Genomic DNA, 20511 nt, shown 5'->3' with positions numbered 1-20511 from the left:
GTTACTGGTACAGCGGGAAGCGGCTGCACAGTTTCTGTACCTGCTGCTTCACGCGTTGTTCTGTTTCGTTGTTATTGTCCGGACTGGCTGCCAGGCCATCCAGCACATCGCCGATCCACTCACCGATTTGCTTGAATTCGGCTTCGCCAAAGCCACGGCTGGTTCCAGCCGGTGTACCGAGGCGGATACCTGATGTCACCATCGGCTTTTCAGGATCAAACGGGATACCGTTCTTATTACAGGTGATACCGGCGCGTTCCAGTGCTTCTTCCACCTGATTGCCCTTCAGACCTTTCGGACGCAGGTCAACCAGCATCAGATGGGTATCAGTACCACCGGTGACAATGTCACAACCGTGTGTCTGCAGCGTCTCTGCCAGCACCTTGGCATTGTTGATCACATTTTTGATGTACAGCTTGAATTCGGGTTCCAGCGCTTCACCCAGAGCAACAGCTTTACCGGCAATGACATGCATCAGCGGGCCGCCCTGAAGGCCTGGGAACACGGCAGAATTGATCTTCTTATTAATGTCTTCGTGGTTGGTCAGAATCATACCGCCACGAGGGCCACGCAGTGTTTTGTGCGTTGTTGTGGTGACAACATGCGCGTGCGGCAGGGGTGACGGGTGTTCACCGGCTGCAATCAAGCCTGCGATGTGCGCCATATCTACCATCAGATAGGCTCCGACTTCATCGGCAATGGCGCGGAATTTCTCGAAATCCACCTGACGCGGAATTGCAGAACCGCCGGCAATGATCATTTTGGGTTTGTGCTCAAGTGCCAGCTCGCGCACCTGATCGTAATCAATATCGCAACTGCCCTGACGTACGCCGTACTGAACGGCGTTGAACCATTTGCCCGACAGGGCAGGGCGCGCACCGTGAGTCAGGTGACCGCCGGCATCCAGAGACATCCCCAGAATGGTATCGCCCGGCTGCAGCAGTGCCAACATGACAGCGCCGTTTGCCTGTGCGCCCGAGTGCGGTTGAACGTTGACGTATTCACACTGGAAAAGCTGTCTGGCGCGCGCAATGGCAATACGCTCAACTTCATCAACATGCTCACAGCCACCGTAGTAACGGCGTCCTGCGTAGCCTTCGGCGTATTTGTTGGTCAGGCAGGTGCCCTGAGCTTGCATGACGGCTTTGGAGACGATGTTCTCAGAGGCAATCAGCTCAATTTGCTGATTCTGGCGGTTCAGCTCTGCGGCAATACCGGCATTCACTGCGCCATCAACCTCGGCAAGGTTGGTTGAGAAGAACATTTCCAAGTCGTGGTTTTGGTATGAAGCTTTCATTTCACGTTATCCTCAATTCGCGCTCTGAACCGGTTCGTGCTGTTCGGTATATCGGTACGCAGAGCGGTATATGTCGTTATGTCTCGTTGTTATCGCTTCCCTGGCTTAAGCGAAGCACAGAAGTGCATTTGCCTAACAAGTGCGTTACATACGTTTCTATTGATAACGGATCAAACCAGAATTTCCAATAGTGGATTATTGTTCATTTTAGTGGTCGCAATCTTACGCAAACGTTTGCTTCTTGTCATGTAAATTTCTATGATAGGGACCATCTTTTCGGTATTTATCTGGCAGAAATGTGTGTCAGCTCTAATTCTTTTTAGTGGCTGACACCAGTGGTAATGCACTCTAGTGGCCGATTGTGCTGCTTTTTACGTTGTCATTGTAATGATATCAGCGGTGGAAAATCTGAGTGTCTGTTATTAGGAAAAGCGTCAGACTTTACCTTGTGTTTCCTATTGGAAACTTTATTTCAAATATGTTGTATAGGTCATGGTTTTGTCTTTGACTGGCTTCCCACTTGTTAACGGCTTGTGTAAGAATGACTGAAAGACGTGCCTCGGAGGGCAAAATGAGTAGTGATGAACAGCAAGTGGATCCGTACCCATCACTGACTGTCGCCAGGGAACGGGAGTCAGAGAATATTGAACCGTTGCAGTTAGGCAAGCGGTTGAAAGACATACGTATGGCTCATGGTCTGACATTGGAAGAGGCCAGCAAGCGTACCGGTTTGGCGCGTTCAACCTTGTCTAAGATTGAGAATGAACAAATCTCGCCGACCTTCCAGGCGATGCAGAAATTGGCCACCGGATTACAGATAGATATTCCGCAATTGTTTGCGCCGCCCAAGCAGCTGGTTGCAACCGGGCGGAGAGATATTACTCGACAGGGCGAAGGCAAGCCACATCCCACTACGACCTATGAGCATGAATTGCTGGCGACCCAGTTACGCAATAAGAAAATGATGCCCTTTAAGTCGCGGGTTCGTGCTCGTCATTTTGACGATTATTCCGACTGGATCCGGCATGACGGCGAAGAGTTTTTACTTGTGCTGTCCGGCAAAATTACTTTTTTTTCTGAGTTCTATGAACCGGTACGCCTGAGTGAAGGTGATTCAGTGTACTACGATGCCACCATGGGGCACATGCTGGTTTCGGTCAGTGATGAAGACGCACTTATTCTTTGGGTGACAGCGTCATAACCGTCGCGTTATCGCGGTAACAGACACAATGACAGAGGGATGAAACACAGCCTCTGTCGCACTTTGAGAACGGCTAGGTTGAGAGATAAGAAACTTTATCTACTATTGGAAACAGAGATACAGTTTATCTGCCTGCTAGCAACATCTACACGTGACAGGTTAAGTCAATCTGCCACAGAAATTGATGCAACAGCCGCTGTGCGGTGAATGGAGTAAATATCAATGTCTCAGGATCTTCTTGTTACACCTTTGCATGCCCTTCACATTGAGATGGGTGCCAAAATGGTTCCGTTTGCAGGTTACGACATGCCAGTGCAATACGCGCTGGGCGTGCGTAAAGAGCATATCCATTGCCGTGAATCAGCCGGTTTGTTTGATGTTTCCCACATGGGTCAGCTGCGTTTACATGGCGAAAATGCGGCGAAAGCCCTGGAAACACTGGTCCCTGTCGACATCATCGATCTGCCGGATGGCAAGCAGCGTTATGCTTTCTTTACTAACGAAAACGGTGGCATTTTAGATGATCTGATGGTGACCAATTTCGGTGATCATTTGTTTGTTGTGGTCAATGCGGCGTGTAAAGATCAAGACATTACACACATTCAGGCGCACCTTCCTGCTGATGTGACGCTGGAAATTATTGACGATCGTGCGTTGCTTGCTCTGCAAGGTCCGAAAGCGGCCGAGGTGCTGGCGCGTCTGAATCCTGCCGTCAGCGATATGCTGTTTATGGACGCCACTAAACTGGAACTGCTGGGCGCAGAATGCTATATCAGCCGTTCTGGATACACAGGTGAAGACGGTTACGAAATTTCCGTGCCGTCAGATAAGGCGGAAGAGCTGGCGCGTACATTGCTTGCCTACGGAGAAGTTGAGTGGATTGGTCTGGGTGCACGAGATTCACTGCGCCTTGAGTGTGGCCTGTGCCTGTATGGCCATGACATTGATACCACTACTACGCCGGTAGAAGCCAGCTTGTTATGGGGTATCAGTAAGCCTCGCCGTGCTGATGGTGAACGTGCGGGGGGATTCCCCGGCGCAGAACTGATTCTGAATCAGATTGCGACTAAAGATGTAGCCCGCAAACGTGTTGGTTTGATTGGTCAGTCGAAAGCGCCAGTACGTGAAGGCAGCAAGCTGTTTGATGCTGACGATAACGAAATTGGCATTGTGACCAGCGGTACGTTTGGGCCAACGAAAGAAGCCCCGGTTGCTATGGCTTATGTAAAAACTGAGCTCGCCACGATTGGTACTGAGATTTTCGCTGAAGTTCGCGGGAAGAAACTGCCAATGACAGTGGAGAAAATGCCGTTCGTACCACAGCGTTATTACCGTGGTTAATGGTTGCTGTCAGCAGTGAAGCCTGTTGATAAAAATGAAAAAAGGAGCGCAATGCGCTCCTTTTTTCATTTCGTAAACATCAGCAGGGGGAACTGAGGACGTTTAGCGCTCAATCTCAGCCATCAATCATTTTGTAGGCTGAGGTAAACATCAGGCTGAAGCCCTCTTGCGAAATTTCCTGCGGGGTCAGTTCAGCAGCTTCCAATCGACGGTAACATTCATTCAAAGCAGCAATCACACGTTCCTGTTCTTGCTTATTCAATATTTCAGCGTTCATTCTTTTCTCTCTTTCTTTTTTTTGTTTTGAGTGATGACTGGTTCGCCACATGTGGTTAGTGAGTCATTGACAGAAAACGCTGTGGATGCACTTTGTTACTGGATGGGGCACAAAGTTCGTTACAGCTTTTCCGGTTAACTAGACCTTTCAACTGTGTCTATGTTTCCAGCTTAATCAAGCTGTGGCGGGATAATGTCAGGAAAAGGTAAAACCTAAAGCCGGCAGAGCGACTTTAGGTAACACATTAATAACGTGTATTTAAATCGTGCAACTTATTCAAAAATGCCTGAATCTGGGTTTCGTTGTTGTGGTGAAAATCTGTCGTTGTCTGGTTAATGACTGTGTCTGGATCTTCATTCAGGGTATGGAAGTGATAAGTGTTGTGAAAGTTAACATCAACACTGACATTACCGTCTGACAGGCTGACGCTGTAACCGTCGTAACTCTCTGTACAGGTAATATCATCGAGTTGTTTGCCGTTTTCGACGGGTGTTCCCAGCGTTTTTATCTTTTCATAGGCGGTTAGTAAGGCGCGAACATCAACGCTGTTTTTCATGATGGCCTCCGGTTGGATGTACCCCTCATGCTTTAAATTTAGGTGCTTGGTCAACCCTTGCAAGCTTTATTGGTGTTTGATTAATCCAGATCAATTCAGGTTGTAACAATTTCATTACATGGTGCTGTTAATCTGGATAAACACTGGCAGGACTATTTCTGAGCTGGGGTAGTGACCTTCGATAAGGTGCATGATAATTTGAGGAAAGTCGCAATAACAAAACGGAATTTCACAGATGTTCAAGCAGCTTACTGAAGCACAACTCGATCCAATTTTATCCCTGACACAAATGTTCCGCGAGGATGCCCGTTCTGAGAAGATGGATTTGGGCATCGGTGTATACCGCAACAGCCAAGGTGAAACGCCAATTATGCAGGCGGTATTTCAGGCTGAGCAGCGTCTGTTGGAAACACAGAAAACCAAAGCGTATGTTGGGTTAGCGGGCGATGAAGTCTTCAATCAGGCAATGATGGATTTACTCATTAAAGATACCTCTGCTTATCAGCGTGCTGCTGCGGTACAGACCCCGGGCGCCAGTGGCGCACTGCGTATGCTGGCCGATCTGATGTATCTGGCTCAACCAGACACAACCGTGTGGATTTCAAACCCCAGTTATGTCAACCACAAACCGGTAATGGAAGCGGCTGGCCTGAAAGTGAAGTTCTATCCGTACTTCGATACCGCAACCAAACAAGTTAACAGCGAAGCTATGCTGGCAGAGCTGGCGAAAGCCGGCCCTAAAGATGTGGTATTGCTGCATGGTTGCTGCCATAACCCGACCGGTGCGGACATTTCATTTGATGACTGGAAGGCAATCACTGAGCTGGCAAATAAAAATGGTTTCCTGCCTTTTGTTGATATCGCTTATCAGGGATTTGGTGACGGGCTGGAGCAGGATGCTGCCGGTTTACGCCATCTGGCTGACAATGTGGAAGAAATGATTGTTGCCACTTCCTGCTCAAAGAATTTTGGTTTGTACCGTGAACGTACAGGCGCGGCGATTATCATCAGTGATTCCCTGAAAGAAGCTCAGAAGGCCAAGGGCAGAATTCTGCAGCTGGCGCGTGCTTCTTATACTATGCCACCTGATCATGGTGCAGCTCTGGTGGCGACTGTCCTCAATGATGATTCTCTGACCGCCACCTGGAAAAGCGAGCTGACGGACATGAACCAGCGTCTGCGGCGTCTGCGTGCGGGTTTAACTCAGGCGGTGCGGGACAATGGCTCCGATGCGTTTGATTTCATTGAAAAGCATAAAGGGATGTTTTCCGTCACAGGTTTAAGTCAGGAGCAAATTATTCAGTTACGTAATGAATTCGGTATATATGCTGTTGGTGACGGCCGGATTAACATTGCGGGTTTGCAGGAGCAGAAACTGGATTACCTGGCAAAAGCGTTACTGAGTGTCAGCCGCTGATCGGCTCGTCAAAACTTAACTCAGGCAGACAGGCAGAAGGAGCACTCAGGTGCTCCTTTTTGATGTCTCCTCTGAACCAGTGCCAGCCGCGATAGCGATGGTTTCAACAGCATAGTTTCAACGGCAGGGTTTCAAAGACAGGTTTTTTATTGATCAGGAAACACAAACTCAGCCTGGACTGGGTAATGATCTGACAGATCGCTGTAATAGCCATTATGCCAATATTCACCTTCCGGCAGTGGCCATTTACCTTTCAGGTAATGCCAGTACCATTGTTCATCAGCTTGCAGCTTCACCACTTTCATCGCCGCCGGTACTGTAGGTTGCAGATAGTGTTGGTGCCAGAGTACATAATCCAGAGTATCGTTGTAGTTGAGTGAGTAACCGTCCCTGTACGCACCTGATTTTGTGACCCAATTGTATTTGGCAGAGAAGCTGCCGGTGCTCGGTTCGGGAAAGAACAGATGGCTTTGTGTCGTTGCCAGCATGTCTGCAATCTGATCCTGGCGGCTCCATTCCACATTCAGATCGCCTGCAATAATAACGGGCTCTGAGGTCGGAATAGCTTGTGCTGAAATGAAATTCTGCATTTCAGTCAGTTGGGCCATACGCACCGGGTGTTCTTTATCCGGGTTGTCAGTACTGGATTGCAGATGTGTACCAAGCAGATGGAAGCGCTGACCATTCTTGTCAATTTCGACGTAGGCAAAACCTTTGTTGGAATAATAATCCCAGGTGCTGTTGTCGCTGGCGTGATAAACATGTGCTTTCTGGCTCACAATGGGGTAGCGGGACAAAATAGAGACGCCGCCACGCACAACCACAATAGAGTTGGAACAATCGCCTGTTAATGCATCCCATCCCCGACCGCTGCAATCTAAGCCCACAACCGGTGTTTGATATGGATAAAGCGACGCCAGTTCATTAAGCATGACTTCGGAATCTGGGTTGAAAGCTTCATTGATGATCAGCACATCGGGAATGTTCTCCAGGGCAGAAATCGCAGCGGGTATCCGCTGGGCGCGATTGGTCTGATCCCAATCGCCGAAAGACAGTAGCAGCGTGTTGTACGCCATGACGTTTAACGATTCTGCCTGAGTGAAGGATGACAACAATAATAAAGTTGTTCCTATCGTTTTTTTCATCGAAAGTGTCCTTGTTGATTAATTAAAGAGAATCATTCTCCCGATGAAATAATAGGTACAGTTATGTTAAGGAGTTGTTGCTTTAAGATGAAAGTTAACGCTAACCAGCAGAAAAATAAGAATATTTGAGAAATAACTCGAAAAAATGAAATTTAGCCAGCAGTAATTACTGGGCTGAAATCTGGTTGGCACCAGGTGTAGAAGGGTAAACAGCAATGGCGCGGTGGATCAGTCTGTACCGGCAAGGAAAGCACAGACTGACGGGCTTAACATAACCACAAACTTTCCGACTTATCAGACGCTTGCTGAATGAGCCAACTTGTCATGGCAGCGACAAGTTCATCATGATTTGGCAGCGGAAGCGCACAGATATCGCTGATTAAGGTGTCGTTCGGGGTGTCCGGGTTAGTAAACAGCATACCGCAGGCTGCAGGTTTACCTTGATAGAAACCCACGAACAGTTGAGCCGGCCCGTCGGTTTCCAGCATGATTTGCGTCAGAAACTCTATGACAGCTTCAGACTCTTCATCTTGCCATTGGCTGGCATGAACCAAAGAAAATCGGATAGTGAGAGGGTGGCAATCGACAGGGTAGACACTCAACAGATCTGAAGGCGAAGCGAAATCAGAGGCTTGAACCGAATTGGCTGTCAGTTCGTTATGCGCGGTGTTGTAAAGGGCGAGACCCTGTTTGCTGAGTGCTGTGGGAAACTCAGCGTCCGTAATATGACTGGCCATCCAGACATTTTTTTGTGCGAGCAACTGTGTGATTTGAGAATGCATATCGTCGATTTCTGCTGGATTCAGCCTCAACGATACATGAAACAGGCAAAAGAAGGTATGTTAAATTTTTACAATTCCGCTGATTCAGCGTGAGTCAGGAATCAGTGCTTATCAAAGTAGTCCTTATTCCTGATGTATTTGTGCATATAGTGGTAGGTAATAGGGCGTAATATCCAGCTCACCAGTGATTTGTAGAGTCTGACTGGTGTAGAGATGTTGTCGTAGATCTTCTCGTTATGCAGCCAGAGCATTTTCCCTACATGCCAGTGCATCAGAGGGATGGCTGGCAGAAAGGTGACAATGTCCAGATCGCAGCAAATCCGGTAGGTGCAGTGATGGTAACTGTAGGCTTTTTTGAAGCTCCAGAAACCGGCCGCCGGTTGCCCGAAAGTCACAACCCGTTTGATAGCATCAGGAAACTCTTTGCCCAGCCTTTCCACTGTCAGTACCGCCATGGCGCCACCAGAGGAATGGCCAGTGAAAGACACTCTTTTTCCGTTGCTGATTAAGGGTAACAGGGTTGAGCGAATCTGCTGGTAGAGCGATTCATCCTGGAAATGCTCAGCATCGGCGGCTTGCAGATAATCAATTTCTTGTGAAGCCGACATGGAGGAGAACGCCTCTGCGTACCGATTTGTGTCTATTTTACTTTTCTGTTCCAGAAGAGAGTGATAGCCCCAGTGGACATGATAAGGCTTATGTCTTCCTGGCAGCTTTTGCGGAAAACACGCAAAGTTGAGAAGCCAGTCCCACAGGTTTTGCGATCCTTTGAACACGACTATGGCTTCATTCTGCTCTCCCCAGAGTACCCGGATAATGGTTCGCCCCCATCTGTCGGTAATATCTCGCCGGCCTGCCGGGTCAAAGCCATACTGGGTATGGTCAAAGTCAGCCGGATAAGCCTGTCGGCATAAAATGGCGTAGCGTTCGTACTGATAGCGTTTAAGTTTCTTCATACAGTCGGCAAATTGGTGCTTCTGTGTGTGATGACTCCCCTGAGGCTAGCGGGTTAACATCGCAAATTCATGACAATATGACAGTTACATTTTGGTGTAACGTTTATCTCAAGTTTCTCTTAACATTCACTAATTCAATGATCAAAGCATAGCGCTGCTTGTTTTTTGTTCTTTATGCTGTCATTTTGGGTAGGTAAACTATGCGCATCTGGCATTGTGCGCACAGTGTGCCATGTTGTTTAGGGCATATCCCGAAAGGGAATCACAAGGACAATTGCTAAATTGAAGCCAACTTTAGGAGAATGACTGATGGAAAATGGTTTACAAAAGGCTTTGCAACAACAATGGTCTTCACCGGTGTTTGACCCTAGCCTGTACTTTTCTCACGTTGAAACCTGGATGCAGGTTCACCGTGCATGGGAAGCGATTGCGGCGAAGCAGTTTACCTGGGCAACACACGACAGCTATGACAATACCATCCGGCAGTTCGAACAAGCCGACAAGGTATTGAATGAAAAAGTGCAGCAAACCAAAGAGCAAGGACTGGTGTTTCCGTTCGATATGATGCAGTTGGCCAGTGAGAATATGCTATCGGGTTGGTTGGCGATGACAGGTCAGGAAAGCGCTGCTGCAGACAATTCACAACAAATGGCTGAGCTGGAACAAGCGTTAGCGCTTATGACGGCAGAGTGTGAAAAAGCGCAGAAAGCCAAGCAAACGGCACAGCGTAACCAGCGTAAAGTGAAAACCGAGCTTGACGCCAGCGCGGCGAAAGTGGCATCGCTGAATGAGGAACTCCGTTCGGTAAAAGCGGAACTGGCTGCAGCAAACAAGCTGGCTAATAAAGAGCAAACAGAATTGCTTGCCGGGCAGAAAACGCTGCAAAATGAGAATGATGCGCTGAAAAAGCAACTAAAAGAATTGCAATCCCAGCAGATGTCACAAACTAAAGCATCACAAACCAAATCATCAGACGTGTCCTGAAAAACGGGTCAACCGAATGCCGTGTACATCAAGCGCCGAAAGGCGCTTTTTTGATCGGACAGGGAAAAGGCAACCGGACAAACACTCAGGCGCCGAAGACTGGGGGAGGTCTTCGTTTTGTCCGGCTGCCATAAAATGAAACCAGCCAGCTAAGTGCTTCATTCTGTATAAGAATAAAGGGCAGAAGCTGAATGCTGCGGTTTCATGTAACAGCAATGTAGACTAAAATAGGGAAACAAAAAATTGAAAATCCCAATTTAAAAGGTTCCCCTTTTCTATGAGTGGTCAGCGTCTGAAAACGCAATTCCAGCGTCTTTATAGCCATTTTTCCGGTCAGGACAGCGATACAAACTTGCAAGACATGTCTGATGTGCTGTTTTGTACGCGCCGCAATGTACGTATGGTCATCAATAAGATGGTCGAGAAGGGATGGATAGACTGGGAACCGGCTATCGGTCGTGGCAAACAGTCACGGTTAGTCTTTCATAGTACGGATACTGAGCTGCAGTACAATCACGCCCGCAAGCTGGTCGCCGATGGCAAACTGGAACCCGCTCTGGAAGCGCTGGGGCACGATGCCAACAAGCTGGCACAGTTAATACAGGAACAGCTTGGGCTGACTACGCAAAAAGGACGTCAGATCGTTCGCGTCCCGTATTACCGCGCGTTTACCAATCTCAATCCGCTTCGTCCGCTCCGGCGTTCTGAGCAGCACCTCGTTCGGCAGATTTTCAACGGACTGACGCGGATTAATGAGGAAAAAGAGGAAACCGAAGGCGATCTGGCTCATCATTGGGAGGCCTTTTCTGCTCGTCACTGGCGGTTCTATCTGCGTCCTGCTGTTCGGTTTCACGACGGCAGTCTGCTGGACAGCCAGGATGTAGTGAAGAGTCTCGAGCGGCTGAAAGAACATAAATTATTCTGTCACCTCAGCCATATTTCTTCACCCTTCCCTAATACCGTTGATATTCGTCTTAGCCATGATGATTATCGTTTGCCTGATTTGCTGGCCAACATCATGGCGGTGATTCAGCCTGCCGAGCTGGACAGTGAAAAGGAGGCGGATTTGTTTCCTGTGGGCACCGGGCCTTATAAAGTCACGCAAAATGACAGACAGCGTTTGACACTGGAAGCGTTCGATCACTATTTTGGATTCCGGGCTCTGATAGATGTGGTCGAGATCTGGATTTTAACCGGTGTCACCGCCTGCTATTTGCAACCCGGAACGGATAGGGTTGTTGAGCAGATTAAGGACGTGAACGATCAGTTAACCCTGGATGAAGGATGCAGCTATCTGTTGCTAAACAGAGTCAATGGGCTTGCCAGCGATCCTGAGTGGCAGGCGTATTTTCAGAGCCGGCTTGGGCCAATGCAATTGCTGTCGAGGATGAACCCGGCAGAGATAGGCGATATCCGTCTGATCAATGCCTTTGGATTGTTACCTGGCTGGACAGATCTTAATCCGCTACCGATAAAAGCTGCTCTGCCTGCTAAACGCATGGTGACGCTGGCGTTCCCGCAACATCATCCGGTTTACCATGAGCTTGCCCGGGCGATCGACAGTGTTCTGGCTGAAGATGGACTGAGACTCAAAGTGATGGAGCTGAGCAACACAGACGTATTGATGGGGAAGTACGCGGATAAGATCGATATCTGGCTAAATGGTATGAGCCTGAGTAATCACAGAGATGATGCTCTTCTGACCTGGTTTTACAGTTTCGACCATATTTCACGGGCTATGCCTGAAAATGAATTTGATTCACTGAATCAGCGTGTTATGGCATGGCGTTCAGAGAGCGGCCGTACGTGCCCCAGTCATGACATAGGTGCGAATCTGGTCAAATCAGGACAAGTGATCCCTTTATTTCATGCCTGGTTAGGGGTGTACAGCGCCGGTCCGGTACAAGGTATGGAACCCAATTCTATGGGATGGTTTGATTTTAAATCCGTCTGGCTGAAACCGGGTCTGGAGTAGACCCGGTAGCGTATGCTGTTTATTGCGTGGTTTCGGCGATTGCTTTATCTGTTCTCGGATCCCAATCCTGATCACTGAACCAGCGCCCAATAGGCCGCCAGACGGTATCTATCATGGATTTGTACCACGGCGCTTTTTCTGAAGTTTCCGCCGCAAGAATCGGTTGAACTGTCAGTAAATGCTTGTCGAGATACCATTCGACTTTGCCAACCTGCTGGCCTTTGGTAACAGGGGCTTCCAGATTGGAGTTGTAGAATACCTTGTGCTCCAGACTTTTCCGCTGACGGCGCGGTACGGTAAGAACGCCGCCATCGCCCACTTCAACCTGAACATTTGACGGAGAGCCATACCAGACTTTGGCTTTTTTCAGTGTGTTATTGTCAAAATCAGGTTTGAGATCCTGATAAAAACGAAAGCCCCAGGTTAGTAATTTTTTGCTTTCGTTACGGCGGGCATTGACGTTTTCTGTTCCCAGTACCACGGCTATCAGCCTGAAATCCCCTTGGGAAGCGGATGAAACCAGGCTATAGCCTGCATCTTTGGTATATCCTGTTTTCACGCCATCGGCATTAAGGCTGGTGTCCCAGAGAAGTGGATTACGGTTGCCTTGTTTAATGTTGTTGAAAGTGAATGATTTGATTTTGAACAGTTCATACATTTCAGGCAGGTCACGAATAAAGGCTCGCGTCAGCAGCGCCATATCATAAGCCGTTGTCGCTTGCTGATCATTGTCTAAACCATGCGGGTTGGCAAAATAGGTATTATTCATGCCTAGGTTTTCAGCCTGGCGGTTCATCATTTCGATAAATGCTGAAGTATGCCCGGCAACATGCTCGGCAAGAGCAACAGTGGCATCGTTACCGGAAGAAATGATTACGCCATGATTGAGGTCATCAACGGAGACTTCATCGCCCACTTTGATAAACATAACCGAAGAACCCGGAAATTTTTGACTCCAGGCATTTTCGCTGATCACCACTTTGTCGTCATCGTGAATATGACCGGCTTTCAGCTCAGTTCCGACCACATAACTTGTCATAATTTTGACCAGGCTGGCGGGGGCATGCGCTTTGTGCTCATTACTGCCTGCGATCACTTGCCCTGACTGATAGCTCATCAGAACCCAAGCGTCGGCGGCTATCTCAGGAGGGCTGGGTATCAGCGGATCCTCTGCTGATACAGGGGGAATCAAAGAAAGGTACAGGCCGGTTGTAAAGCATAACAACGCGGGTCTAAACAGTGTTTTTATCATAGTCCAGTGCCCCTATTCAGATGACGCCGAGTGATACCAACCAGAATACAGGTCTGCTTATTTTCCGGTCCGACAACCCGTGATTGAGATGGAGTTTTTGTATTTATTGTCACGAGTTAGGTTAGTTTTCGCTTTATCACTGGCTGCTATTCTTCATGAAAAATCTGACCATACACAGTTTCTGATTGGTACTACTTCCAGCTTAGTAAAAACTCTGTTCGTGAGGATATTTTTTACCGCCTGGCTGTATTGTTTGCCAATGACGCTGTCAACGAACCTCTTCATGTTTGTTTCATATTATGTTGTTAATTTGATGTAGTTATCAAAAAGGTGATAGCTCATTCATAATTTTGTTCATAAATCGAGATTTGTGTGCAACTTTGAACTCTTAACACTTAGTTAACAAATATCGCGGGAATTTACATGAAACGAGCATTAACTCTGCTGGGACTTTTAACATTCGGAGTGCAGGGCGTGGCAGTCGCTCAGGTCAGTAACGGCGACTTTGAAAGCTGGAGTAATGGGAGTCCGGAACATTGGACAACCATTGATTCAGGGATCAGTGTAGATGTAACCAGTAGTCAGGTTTACTCAGGGAGCAGTGCTGCGGCAATAACTGTTAATACTGGAACGCAAAGTTCAACGGATTTTCGTCAGACTGTCAGTGTGATTGATGGCGAAACTTATGAGTTCAGTGTCTGGATTTACCACACTGAGGGAGGGGTGGCCGCACGCTTGTATGTTGATGGTTATCTGGAATATTCCACTCCTGCCACTACCGGTCAGTGGCAGCAGCTCAGGTATAGCTATACAGCTGGGAGTACCACCAGTATTGAGGTAGGGCTACGTTTCTATGATCAGCCGGGCTTTGATGGCTCTGAAGTCGTTTATGTGGATCGGTTTGAACCCACCGGCAGCGAAGGCGGCAGTTCAGGAGGAACAGGCTCAGGTGGCGGACTGAGTGATTTGTCGAGTTACTACCAAACGGCTGAAGGATTGACCGGATATACACTGAAAACAGCATTGTACAATATCATCAAGGATCACAGTGCTCAGAGCTATAGCGATCTGTGGACGTTTTATAGCGAGTATGAACTGGATGAAAGCTATGAAAATGACGGTTCCATTCTGGACATTTATTCAGAAAATTCCTCGGGAACCGATAGCTATACCTTTACTCCAGGCAACGATCAATGTGGCTCCTACAGTGGTGAAGGCGATTGTTACAACCGCGAGCATTCTTTCCCTCGGAGCTGGTTCGGCGGGGCCGTCGCACCGATGAATACCGATGTGCATCATGTGTTCCCGACAGATGGTTATGTGAATGGCAGACGAAGCAGTTATCCCTACGGTGAAGTTGGCAGTGCGACTTACATTTCTGATAATGGTTCAAAGTTGGGATCGACTGCATCAGGCCTGAGTTATTCGGGGACAGTGTTTGAGCCTGTAGATGCCTTTAAAGGTGACATTGCCCGGGCTTATTTTTATATGGCCACCCGCTATCAAAACGTGATTTCCGGCTGGGAATCGAATAACACATACGGCGACGCAGTGTTGAACGGAACTCATGATCAGGTGTTTGAAGAGTGGTTTCTGACAATGTTACTGCAATGGCATCAGGAAGATCCGGTCAGCCAGAAAGAATTAGAACGCAACGAAGACGCTTACAAATTCCAGGGCAACCGCAACCCGTTTGTCGATTATCCGGAATTTGTGACAGAAATATGGGGCCAGTAAGCACCTCTCAGTCAGGGACCCGTTTGGGTCCCTTTCTTTTTTCTCATTGACCGGTTGTCTCTGCGAAAGTGAAGCACCACAAATTTTTGAGTCATTTCATCGCATTATTGCTGTGCTGAACCACAATATAAACAATGCAACAGTGTATTGTTTGTTGAGTGTGTTGTCTCATGGAGTAGAGAATGCGTAAAAAAGTGTCTTACTTTGTTCTTTTTCTGATCTTGCTTGGATGCCCCTTTTTAGCCAGTGCCAGTGCCGATGGTATGAGCTTGGATTTGACCCGGACAGCTATTGGCTATATCGCCATTCTGATATTTGTTGTGGCTTATGGGTTGGTAATGGCGGAAGAGTATCTGCAGCTTCGCAAGTCAAAACCTATGCTGCTGGCGGCAGGTGTTATCTGGATCATGATTGGTTTTGCTTATAAAGAGCAGGGCGCGATTGAGACAGCACAGATGGCGCTTGAGCATAACTTACTGGAATACGCTGAACTGATGCTGTTTTTGCTGGTGGCAATGACGTACATCAGCGCCATGGAAGAGCGACGCTTGTTTGATGCCCTACAAAGCTGGATGGTCAGTAAAGGGTTTAACTTTAGAGCGCTGTTCTGGCTGACGGGGTTTCTGGCATTTTTTATCTCTCCGGTTGCCGACAACCTGACCACAGCGTTACTGATGTGTGCCGTGGTGATGAAAGTGGGCGGGGAGAATACCCGTTTTATCAATCTTGCCTGTATCAATATTGTCGTGGCTGCCAATGCCGGCGGTGCGTTCAGTCCGTTTGGTGATATCACAACCCTGATGGTCTGGCAGGCTGGTCTGGTTCGGTTCACCCAGTTTTTTGAGCTATTTGTTCCTTCGCTGGTGAATTATCTGGTCCCTGCACTCATTATGTCTTTCTTTGTTCCCCGCACCAAACCTGAAACGATCAGCGAGTATGTGGAATTGAAACGAGGTGCGCGGCGTATCGTGATTCTGTTCTTGCTGACGATACTGACGGCGGTTGGCTTTCATGCTTATCTGCACTTCCCGCCGGTAATGGGGATGATGATGGGGCTGGCTTATCTTTCTTTGTTTGGTTTCTATCTGCAAAAAACCTTGCCGCGTTCACTGGAGAAAAAGCGGGCAATAGCCATGGCCAATAACGATAATGCTGCGTTGGAGCGTCTTGGCTCAGTGGTACCCTTTGATGTATTCAGACGGGTATCAATGGCGGAGTGGGATACCCTGTTGTTTTTCTATGGCGTGGTGATGTGTGTCGGGGGTCTGAGCCTGCTGGGATATCTGAGTGTGGCCTCGCACCTTATGTATACACAATGGGATCCAATGTGGGCCAACATTATTGTTGGTGTCCTTTCTGCTGTGATTGATAATATTCCGGTCATGTTTGCAGTGCTGACAATGAACCCGGATATGTCGATTGGCAACTGGTTGCTGGTAACGTTAACCGCTGGCGTTGGTGGCAGTTTGCTGTCGATTGGTTCTGCCGCCGGTGTTGCCCTGATGGGCGCAGCTCACGGTAAGTACACCTTCTTTGGTCATCTCAAATGGGCACCGGTTATTGCACTGGGGTATGTATTGAGTATTGTGGTGCATCTGATACTCAATACAGCTGAGTTTGGTTAGGCCAACAGGGTACTGAGAACGATAGGGCACTCGGGTGAAAATCTCGATTCCGATCATACGTCGGTGACAGGTCAATAACCGATACGGCGACGACCTGATTGAAGATATTGTGCCTGCCCCCCAACAACAATGCGGTGGCAGGCAGAGGTTTACAATGCGGATTTAAGCTCTGCAATCAAGCGATCAATATCATCACGGCTGACATCTAAATGGGTAACCAAACGCATTGGATTTCCCTTACTCAGGAGAATCCCTTTTTCTTTCAGTGTTGAAAGTAATTGCGTCTGATTAATGCCATCGTCCACTTTAGCGAACAGAATATTGGTTTGTACCCATTCTGGCTTAGTGCTGAATCCTTTCACAGTGTTCAACTGCTCCGCTAAATAACGGGCATTGTCATGGTCTTCTTTCAGGCGGGCCGCATTTTCCTGAAGTGCGATTTTACCCGCTGCGGCCAGAATACCTGCCTGGCGCATGCCGCCACCCAGCACTTTGCGCCAGCGTCTGGCTTTTTTGATGAACTCTTTATTGCCAAGTAACAGCGAACCTACAGGTGCGCCCAGTCCTTTCGACAGGCAAATCGTGAACGAATCGAAGTATTTGACTATTTCGGTGATATCAACATCCAGCGCTGCCACAGCGTTGTAAACCCGGGCACCATCCAAGTGCAGCGAGAGGCCGTGTTGATCCACAAAAGATCTGGCTTCAGCCAGATAGGACAGCGGAAGCACCTTGCCGTTAATCGTATTTTCCAGACTGAGCAGCCTGGTACGTGCGAAGTGGTTGTCGTCCGGCTTGATCGCAGCAGCCAGCTTATCAAAAGGCAGTGTTCCGTCTGGCAGGTTCTCGACCGGTTGCGGCTGAATTGAGCCCAGCACCGCTGCACCGCCGCCTTCAAACTTGTAGTTGTGCGCCTGCTGTCCGCACAGGTATTCATCCCCGCGTTCGCAGTGAGCCATCAATCCCAGTAAGTTAGCCTGGGTGCCGGAGCTGCAAAAAAGGGCGGCTTCAAAACCATGTCGCTCTGCAGCCCAGAGTTCCAGTTCATTGACTGTCGGATCATCCCCGTAAACATCATCACCAACGGCAGCATTGGCCATTGCCTGACGCATCGCTGCTGAAGGACGGGTGACGGTATCAGAACGAAAATCAAGGTATTGTTCAGATGGGTTGGAAAGGCTCTCGGTCATTTATTTTCTTCCATTAATTGTGCGCTCAGAAAGCGATTTTTCCAGAGAAATGACTATAGCATGGGAAAGAAACAGGAATCTGCTGTGCGTGTCATTTTCCTGATTTTGTTCAAAGTCAGGTACCTGGCAGTTATGGGTGTACTGATTCAGTCGCTTATCTATTCACGGCATAACCATATTGGATATTACCATTATTCAACACATCACCAATTAGTCCAAACATTGAGACAGCTGTTTTATGAAAGGCAAGCTTCACTCATATGAAGAAACGATGACAGTCGATCATCGAAACGTGTACAACAATAAGATGGCGGATGTACCGCTGATAATGATTTTGAATAAGTAACTGATGCCTGATGACAAAGTATTGAGTGAGCAGATGATGACTTAAAACGAATGGCAGATTCAGCCGATTATCGTGATTATAATGATTGATCCTTTTCTGGCTGTATAAGAAAAAAGTATTACTTTTCCTAAGTTTAGGTTAGAACTGATTTGGGAAGAATTTACTCGCGTAACAGAATTTTTGACTACACTTTTAGTTGCGAGTCAACTGAGTGGAGGAAAGGAGGATGTTAGCTGAACACCGGCAGTACCTGTTACCAGGCGGTAAAGGATACCATTTGGATGTGAAGGTTATACCTACTGGTTTTCTTGAAGTTGAAATCATGGAAGAGCACGATAAGTTTTTGGCTGAGTTTGAAGAACTTTCGTTTCTGTCAAATGGCAAAAAAACGGAGTTAGTTTGTCGAGATCATGTCGGTGGTGAATGTGTACGCTGGCAAGTGGATTTAGCGAGTGATGATGCCCGGGAGCTAGCTAAACTGATCGAACTTGCTGAGGATGAGTTTGAGTTGCTAATGCGTGATCTATGACGAATTATCAGCATCGAATTCTGCGAAACAAGCCCTGCTTCGGCAGGGTTTTTCGTTCTGCGGCTCATGAAAGCGTTGAGTTAAACGCAATCGGTTGGGCAATCGTTTCTTTCAGTCAACACTCTGTTTCTTACGGGCTTTGGCTTGTGGGTTGTTCAGGCGGTATTGAAGGTCTAAAATCCTTGTCACAAGATGCGAATAACGCATAAATCTACGCCCTACCGTAAAAGAAGAACATAATGAAATTAGAAGCCATTGACTTTACTGCTGACGATGCTCAAGAGCGTTTCGTTGAATCACTGCGCGAAACGGGTTTTGGTGTCCTGAAAAATCACCCCTTACAGCAAGAGCTGGTCAGCGCCATCTATCATAATTGGCAAGCATTTTTTGACTCTGAAGATAAATACGATTTTCGCTTCAACGCTGAAACGCAAGATGGATTCTTTCCGTCGGAGGTCTCTGAAACCGCGAAAGGCCATAATCAAAGAGATATCAAAGAATTCTTTCATTATTACCCTTGGGGCCAGTGCCCTGACACGCTGAAAGACGAATTGCAGAATTATTATGCCCAGGCCAATGCGCTGGCGGCGACCTTGCTGTCCTGGGTGGAAAAGCACTCACCGGCTGACGTATCTGCACTGTATTCGCAGTCGCTATCCAGCATGATTGAAAACAGCGACAAAACTTTGCTCCGTGTTCTGCATTACCCGCCTCTGAAAGGGGAGGAAGAGCTGGGCGCTATCCGTGCCGGTGCTCATGAAGACATTAATTTGCTGACTGTGCTTCCCGCTGCCAACGAGCCCGGTCTTCAGGTAAAAGCGAAAACAGGCGAGTGGCTGGATGTGCCGTGTGAATTCGGTAACCTGATCATTAACATTGGTGACATGCTTCAGGAAGCGTCGGGCGGTTACTTCCCGTCAACGACTCACCGTGTGATCAATCCTGAAGGAGCAGATAAAACGAAATCGCGTATTTCTCTGCCACTTTTCTTGCACCCGAAACCTGACGTTGTCTTATCAGAGCGCCATACCGCCGACAGCTACCTGATGGAGCGTCTGAAAGAGCTGGGCCTGATTTAATTCGGTCACCCTAATCAAAAAACGCCAGCTCAGTGAGCTGGCGTTTTTGTCTGACACATCTGCGGTTGAGGCGAATATTTGATCAGCCAGTTTTCATTGTATGGATGTTGGGGTAGTAGGCTGTCATTACCGCGTAGCGATGCAAGGGTGTATTCGTGTGCAGTCGTTTGAGTGGGTGGTGAAGTTGAGTAATACCTTGAGAAAGATCAAACTGAGTCTGCAGTTGTCCTGTTAAAGACAATTCGCTGGGCAGCAGCTTGATGCCGTCCTGCAGATAGCCCTGAATATTAGCCGGCATCTGACCAAGCCACCAGGACGGAAGTTGTTTACTGGCTTTGCTTCGGTCAAACCAATGATCAGACAATAACAGTAAGTGATGATCACCGGTTGGCGTCAGTTGCCCCAGCGTCAGGCCGATAGCCTGGAAAAGCGTTGAACGCCGCGCCAGATTAGCGCTTTGAAGGCGGTGCGCGATAACCCACAGGGTTGTTTCTCGGGTCCGTATCCGAAAGACAGGAGGCATAATCACATCATCGCATTCCACTTGTTCAAGCGTGGCTGTCATGCCCTCCTTTTCCAGTGTCGCCAGAATACGCCGACACATCAGCCTGCCTAAATGGCGATCGCGCATGCCTCGGTTATGCACCGTGGGGTAATGTTGGGTACACAGCTGTAAACAGTCAGCCTGAAACTGTTCGATACTGACGGCAACTAACTCACTGATCAAAAACAGCTTAACCTCACGTGATCGGACTCGACATTGATAATGGGTATACCGCTCTATGATATTGCCAGAGCGCATAGCAGAAAAGGGTTATGTGC

Annotated in this window: 18 protein-coding genes; 9 read left to right on the top strand and 9 right to left on the bottom strand. The window is 48.1% G+C overall.

Going from position 1 to position 20511, the window contains the following annotated elements:
• Position 1: 1 nt before the first annotated feature.
• Positions 2-1297 (bottom strand): serine hydroxymethyltransferase, encoded by a 1296-nt coding sequence (locus tag IFO68_RS01440; RefSeq protein WP_192013997.1) that lies wholly within the window; start codon positions 1295-1297, stop codon positions 2-4.
• Between the two features lie 571 nt (positions 1298-1868).
• Between IFO68_RS01440 and IFO68_RS01435 the strand changes: the two genes are divergently transcribed.
• Together IFO68_RS01435 and gcvT are read left to right on the top strand one after the other, a co-directional pair.
• Positions 1869-2498 (top strand): helix-turn-helix domain-containing protein, encoded by a 630-nt coding sequence (locus IFO68_RS01435; RefSeq protein ID WP_192013995.1) that lies wholly within the window; start codon positions 1869-1871, stop codon positions 2496-2498.
• A gap of 222 nt (positions 2499-2720) precedes the next feature.
• Entirely contained in the window at positions 2721-3839 is a 1119-nt protein-coding gene (gene gcvT / locus IFO68_RS01430) for a glycine cleavage system aminomethyltransferase GcvT (protein ID WP_192013993.1), read from the top strand.
• Positions 3840-3954: 115 nt separating this feature from the next.
• Here gcvT and IFO68_RS01425 read toward each other — a convergent pair whose 3' ends face one another.
• Both IFO68_RS01425 and IFO68_RS01420 read right to left on the bottom strand, forming a co-directional pair.
• Positions 3955-4167: a hypothetical protein gene (locus IFO68_RS01425; protein ID WP_192014560.1), complete on the bottom strand. Its 213-nt coding sequence runs from the start codon at positions 4165-4167 to the stop codon at positions 3955-3957.
• Positions 4168-4360: 193 nt separating this feature from the next.
• Entirely contained in the window at positions 4361-4672 is a 312-nt protein-coding gene (locus tag IFO68_RS01420; RefSeq protein WP_027251070.1) for a DUF3081 family protein, read from the bottom strand.
• A gap of 235 nt (positions 4673-4907) precedes the next feature.
• Here IFO68_RS01420 and IFO68_RS01415 point away from each other — a divergent pair, with 235 nt between their 5' ends.
• Positions 4908-6089 (top strand): amino acid aminotransferase, encoded by a 1182-nt coding sequence (locus IFO68_RS01415; RefSeq protein ID WP_192013992.1) that lies wholly within the window; start codon positions 4908-4910, stop codon positions 6087-6089.
• Between the two features lie 146 nt (positions 6090-6235).
• Here IFO68_RS01415 and IFO68_RS01410 read toward each other — a convergent pair whose 3' ends face one another.
• The 3 genes from IFO68_RS01410 to IFO68_RS01400 form a co-directional block, all read right to left on the bottom strand.
• On the bottom strand, positions 6236-7234 hold the full coding sequence (locus IFO68_RS01410; protein WP_192013991.1) for a sphingomyelin phosphodiesterase: 999 nt from the start codon (positions 7232-7234) through the stop codon (positions 6236-6238).
• A gap of 266 nt (positions 7235-7500) precedes the next feature.
• On the bottom strand, positions 7501-8016 hold the full coding sequence (locus tag IFO68_RS01405) for a hypothetical protein (RefSeq protein WP_192013990.1): 516 nt from the start codon (positions 8014-8016) through the stop codon (positions 7501-7503).
• A 101-nt stretch (positions 8017-8117) separates the two neighbouring features.
• Positions 8118-8972, bottom strand: coding sequence for a lipase family protein (locus IFO68_RS01400; RefSeq protein WP_192013989.1), 855 nt, complete (start codon positions 8970-8972; stop codon positions 8118-8120).
• A gap of 309 nt (positions 8973-9281) precedes the next feature.
• Here IFO68_RS01400 and IFO68_RS01395 point away from each other — a divergent pair, with 309 nt between their 5' ends.
• Complete coding sequence (locus IFO68_RS01395) at positions 9282-9956, top strand: hypothetical protein (protein WP_192013988.1); 675 nt, start codon at positions 9282-9284, stop codon at positions 9954-9956.
• 277 nt (positions 9957-10233) lie between these two features.
• Positions 10234-11931 (top strand): SgrR family transcriptional regulator, encoded by a 1698-nt coding sequence (locus IFO68_RS01390; protein WP_192013987.1) that lies wholly within the window; start codon positions 10234-10236, stop codon positions 11929-11931.
• 19 nt (positions 11932-11950) lie between these two features.
• Here the strand turns inward: IFO68_RS01390 and IFO68_RS01385 are convergent, their stop codons facing one another.
• Positions 11951-13183: a D-alanyl-D-alanine carboxypeptidase family protein gene (locus IFO68_RS01385; RefSeq protein ID WP_192013986.1), complete on the bottom strand. Its 1233-nt coding sequence runs from the start codon at positions 13181-13183 to the stop codon at positions 11951-11953.
• Positions 13184-13606: 423 nt separating this feature from the next.
• On the opposite strand from IFO68_RS01385, the gene IFO68_RS01380 reads away from it, so the two are divergent.
• A complete protein-coding gene (locus IFO68_RS01380) occupies positions 13607-14920 on the top strand; it encodes an endonuclease (protein WP_192013985.1) in 1314 nt (437 codons plus the stop codon).
• 182 nt (positions 14921-15102) lie between these two features.
• The gene (nhaD, locus tag IFO68_RS01375; RefSeq protein WP_192013984.1) at positions 15103-16545 is read left to right on the top strand and encodes a sodium:proton antiporter NhaD; all 1443 of its coding nucleotides are present in this window, start codon (positions 15103-15105) and stop codon (positions 16543-16545) included.
• Between the two features lie 149 nt (positions 16546-16694).
• On the opposite strand, the gene ltaE is transcribed toward nhaD, so the two are convergent.
• A complete protein-coding gene (gene ltaE, locus IFO68_RS01370) occupies positions 16695-17735 on the bottom strand; it encodes a low-specificity L-threonine aldolase (protein WP_192013982.1) in 1041 nt (346 codons plus the stop codon).
• A 572-nt stretch (positions 17736-18307) separates the two neighbouring features.
• On the opposite strand from ltaE, the gene IFO68_RS01365 reads away from it, so the two are divergent.
• Both IFO68_RS01365 and IFO68_RS01360 read left to right on the top strand, forming a co-directional pair.
• The gene (locus IFO68_RS01365; RefSeq protein WP_192013981.1) at positions 18308-18610 is read left to right on the top strand and encodes a hypothetical protein; all 303 of its coding nucleotides are present in this window, start codon (positions 18308-18310) and stop codon (positions 18608-18610) included.
• A gap of 239 nt (positions 18611-18849) precedes the next feature.
• The gene (locus tag IFO68_RS01360; protein WP_192013980.1) at positions 18850-19689 is read left to right on the top strand and encodes an isopenicillin N synthase family oxygenase; all 840 of its coding nucleotides are present in this window, start codon (positions 18850-18852) and stop codon (positions 19687-19689) included.
• Between the two features lie 82 nt (positions 19690-19771).
• Here the strand turns inward: IFO68_RS01360 and IFO68_RS01355 are convergent, their stop codons facing one another.
• Positions 19772-20416: a hypothetical protein gene (locus IFO68_RS01355; protein ID WP_192013978.1), complete on the bottom strand. Its 645-nt coding sequence runs from the start codon at positions 20414-20416 to the stop codon at positions 19772-19774.
• Positions 20417-20511: the final 95 nt, after the last annotated feature.

Source organism: Photobacterium arenosum (genome assembly GCF_014841115.1).
GTDB lineage: Bacteria > Pseudomonadota > Gammaproteobacteria > Enterobacterales > Vibrionaceae > Photobacterium > Photobacterium arenosum.
This window is presented reverse-complemented; position numbering and strand designations above follow the sequence as displayed.

Bases quoted from the DNA above. Each gene is read 5' to 3' on its own strand.
- IFO68_RS01390 (WP_192013987.1), top strand. From the start codon at position 10,234: ATGAGTGGTCAGCGTCTGAAAACGCAATTCCAGCGTCTTTATAGCCAT.
- ltaE (WP_192013982.1), bottom strand. From the start codon at position 17,735: ATGACCGAGAGCCTTTCCAACCCATCTGAACAATACCTTGATTTTCGT.
- nhaD (WP_192013984.1), top strand. From the start codon at position 15,103: ATGCGTAAAAAAGTGTCTTACTTTGTTCTTTTTCTGATCTTGCTTGGA.
- IFO68_RS01410 (WP_192013991.1), bottom strand. From the start codon at position 7,234: ATGAAAAAAACGATAGGAACAACTTTATTATTGTTGTCATCCTTCACT.
- gcvT (WP_192013993.1), top strand. From the start codon at position 2,721: ATGTCTCAGGATCTTCTTGTTACACCTTTGCATGCCCTTCACATTGAG.
- IFO68_RS01385 (WP_192013986.1), bottom strand. From the start codon at position 13,183: ATGATAAAAACACTGTTTAGACCCGCGTTGTTATGCTTTACAACCGGC.
- IFO68_RS01380 (WP_192013985.1), top strand. From the start codon at position 13,607: ATGAAACGAGCATTAACTCTGCTGGGACTTTTAACATTCGGAGTGCAG.
- IFO68_RS01425 (WP_192014560.1), bottom strand. From the start codon at position 4,167: ATGTGGCGAACCAGTCATCACTCAAAACAAAAAAAAGAAAGAGAGAAA.
- IFO68_RS01415 (WP_192013992.1), top strand. From the start codon at position 4,908: ATGTTCAAGCAGCTTACTGAAGCACAACTCGATCCAATTTTATCCCTG.
- IFO68_RS01405 (WP_192013990.1), bottom strand. From the start codon at position 8,016: ATGCATTCTCAAATCACACAGTTGCTCGCACAAAAAAATGTCTGGATG.
- IFO68_RS01435 (WP_192013995.1), top strand. From the start codon at position 1,869: ATGAGTAGTGATGAACAGCAAGTGGATCCGTACCCATCACTGACTGTC.
- IFO68_RS01400 (WP_192013989.1), bottom strand. From the start codon at position 8,972: ATGAAGAAACTTAAACGCTATCAGTACGAACGCTACGCCATTTTATGC.
- IFO68_RS01360 (WP_192013980.1), top strand. From the start codon at position 18,850: ATGAAATTAGAAGCCATTGACTTTACTGCTGACGATGCTCAAGAGCGT.
- IFO68_RS01440 (WP_192013997.1), bottom strand. From the start codon at position 1,297: ATGAAAGCTTCATACCAAAACCACGACTTGGAAATGTTCTTCTCAACC.
- IFO68_RS01395 (WP_192013988.1), top strand. From the start codon at position 9,282: ATGGAAAATGGTTTACAAAAGGCTTTGCAACAACAATGGTCTTCACCG.
- IFO68_RS01420 (WP_027251070.1), bottom strand. From the start codon at position 4,672: ATGAAAAACAGCGTTGATGTTCGCGCCTTACTAACCGCCTATGAAAAG.
- IFO68_RS01365 (WP_192013981.1), top strand. From the start codon at position 18,308: ATGTTAGCTGAACACCGGCAGTACCTGTTACCAGGCGGTAAAGGATAC.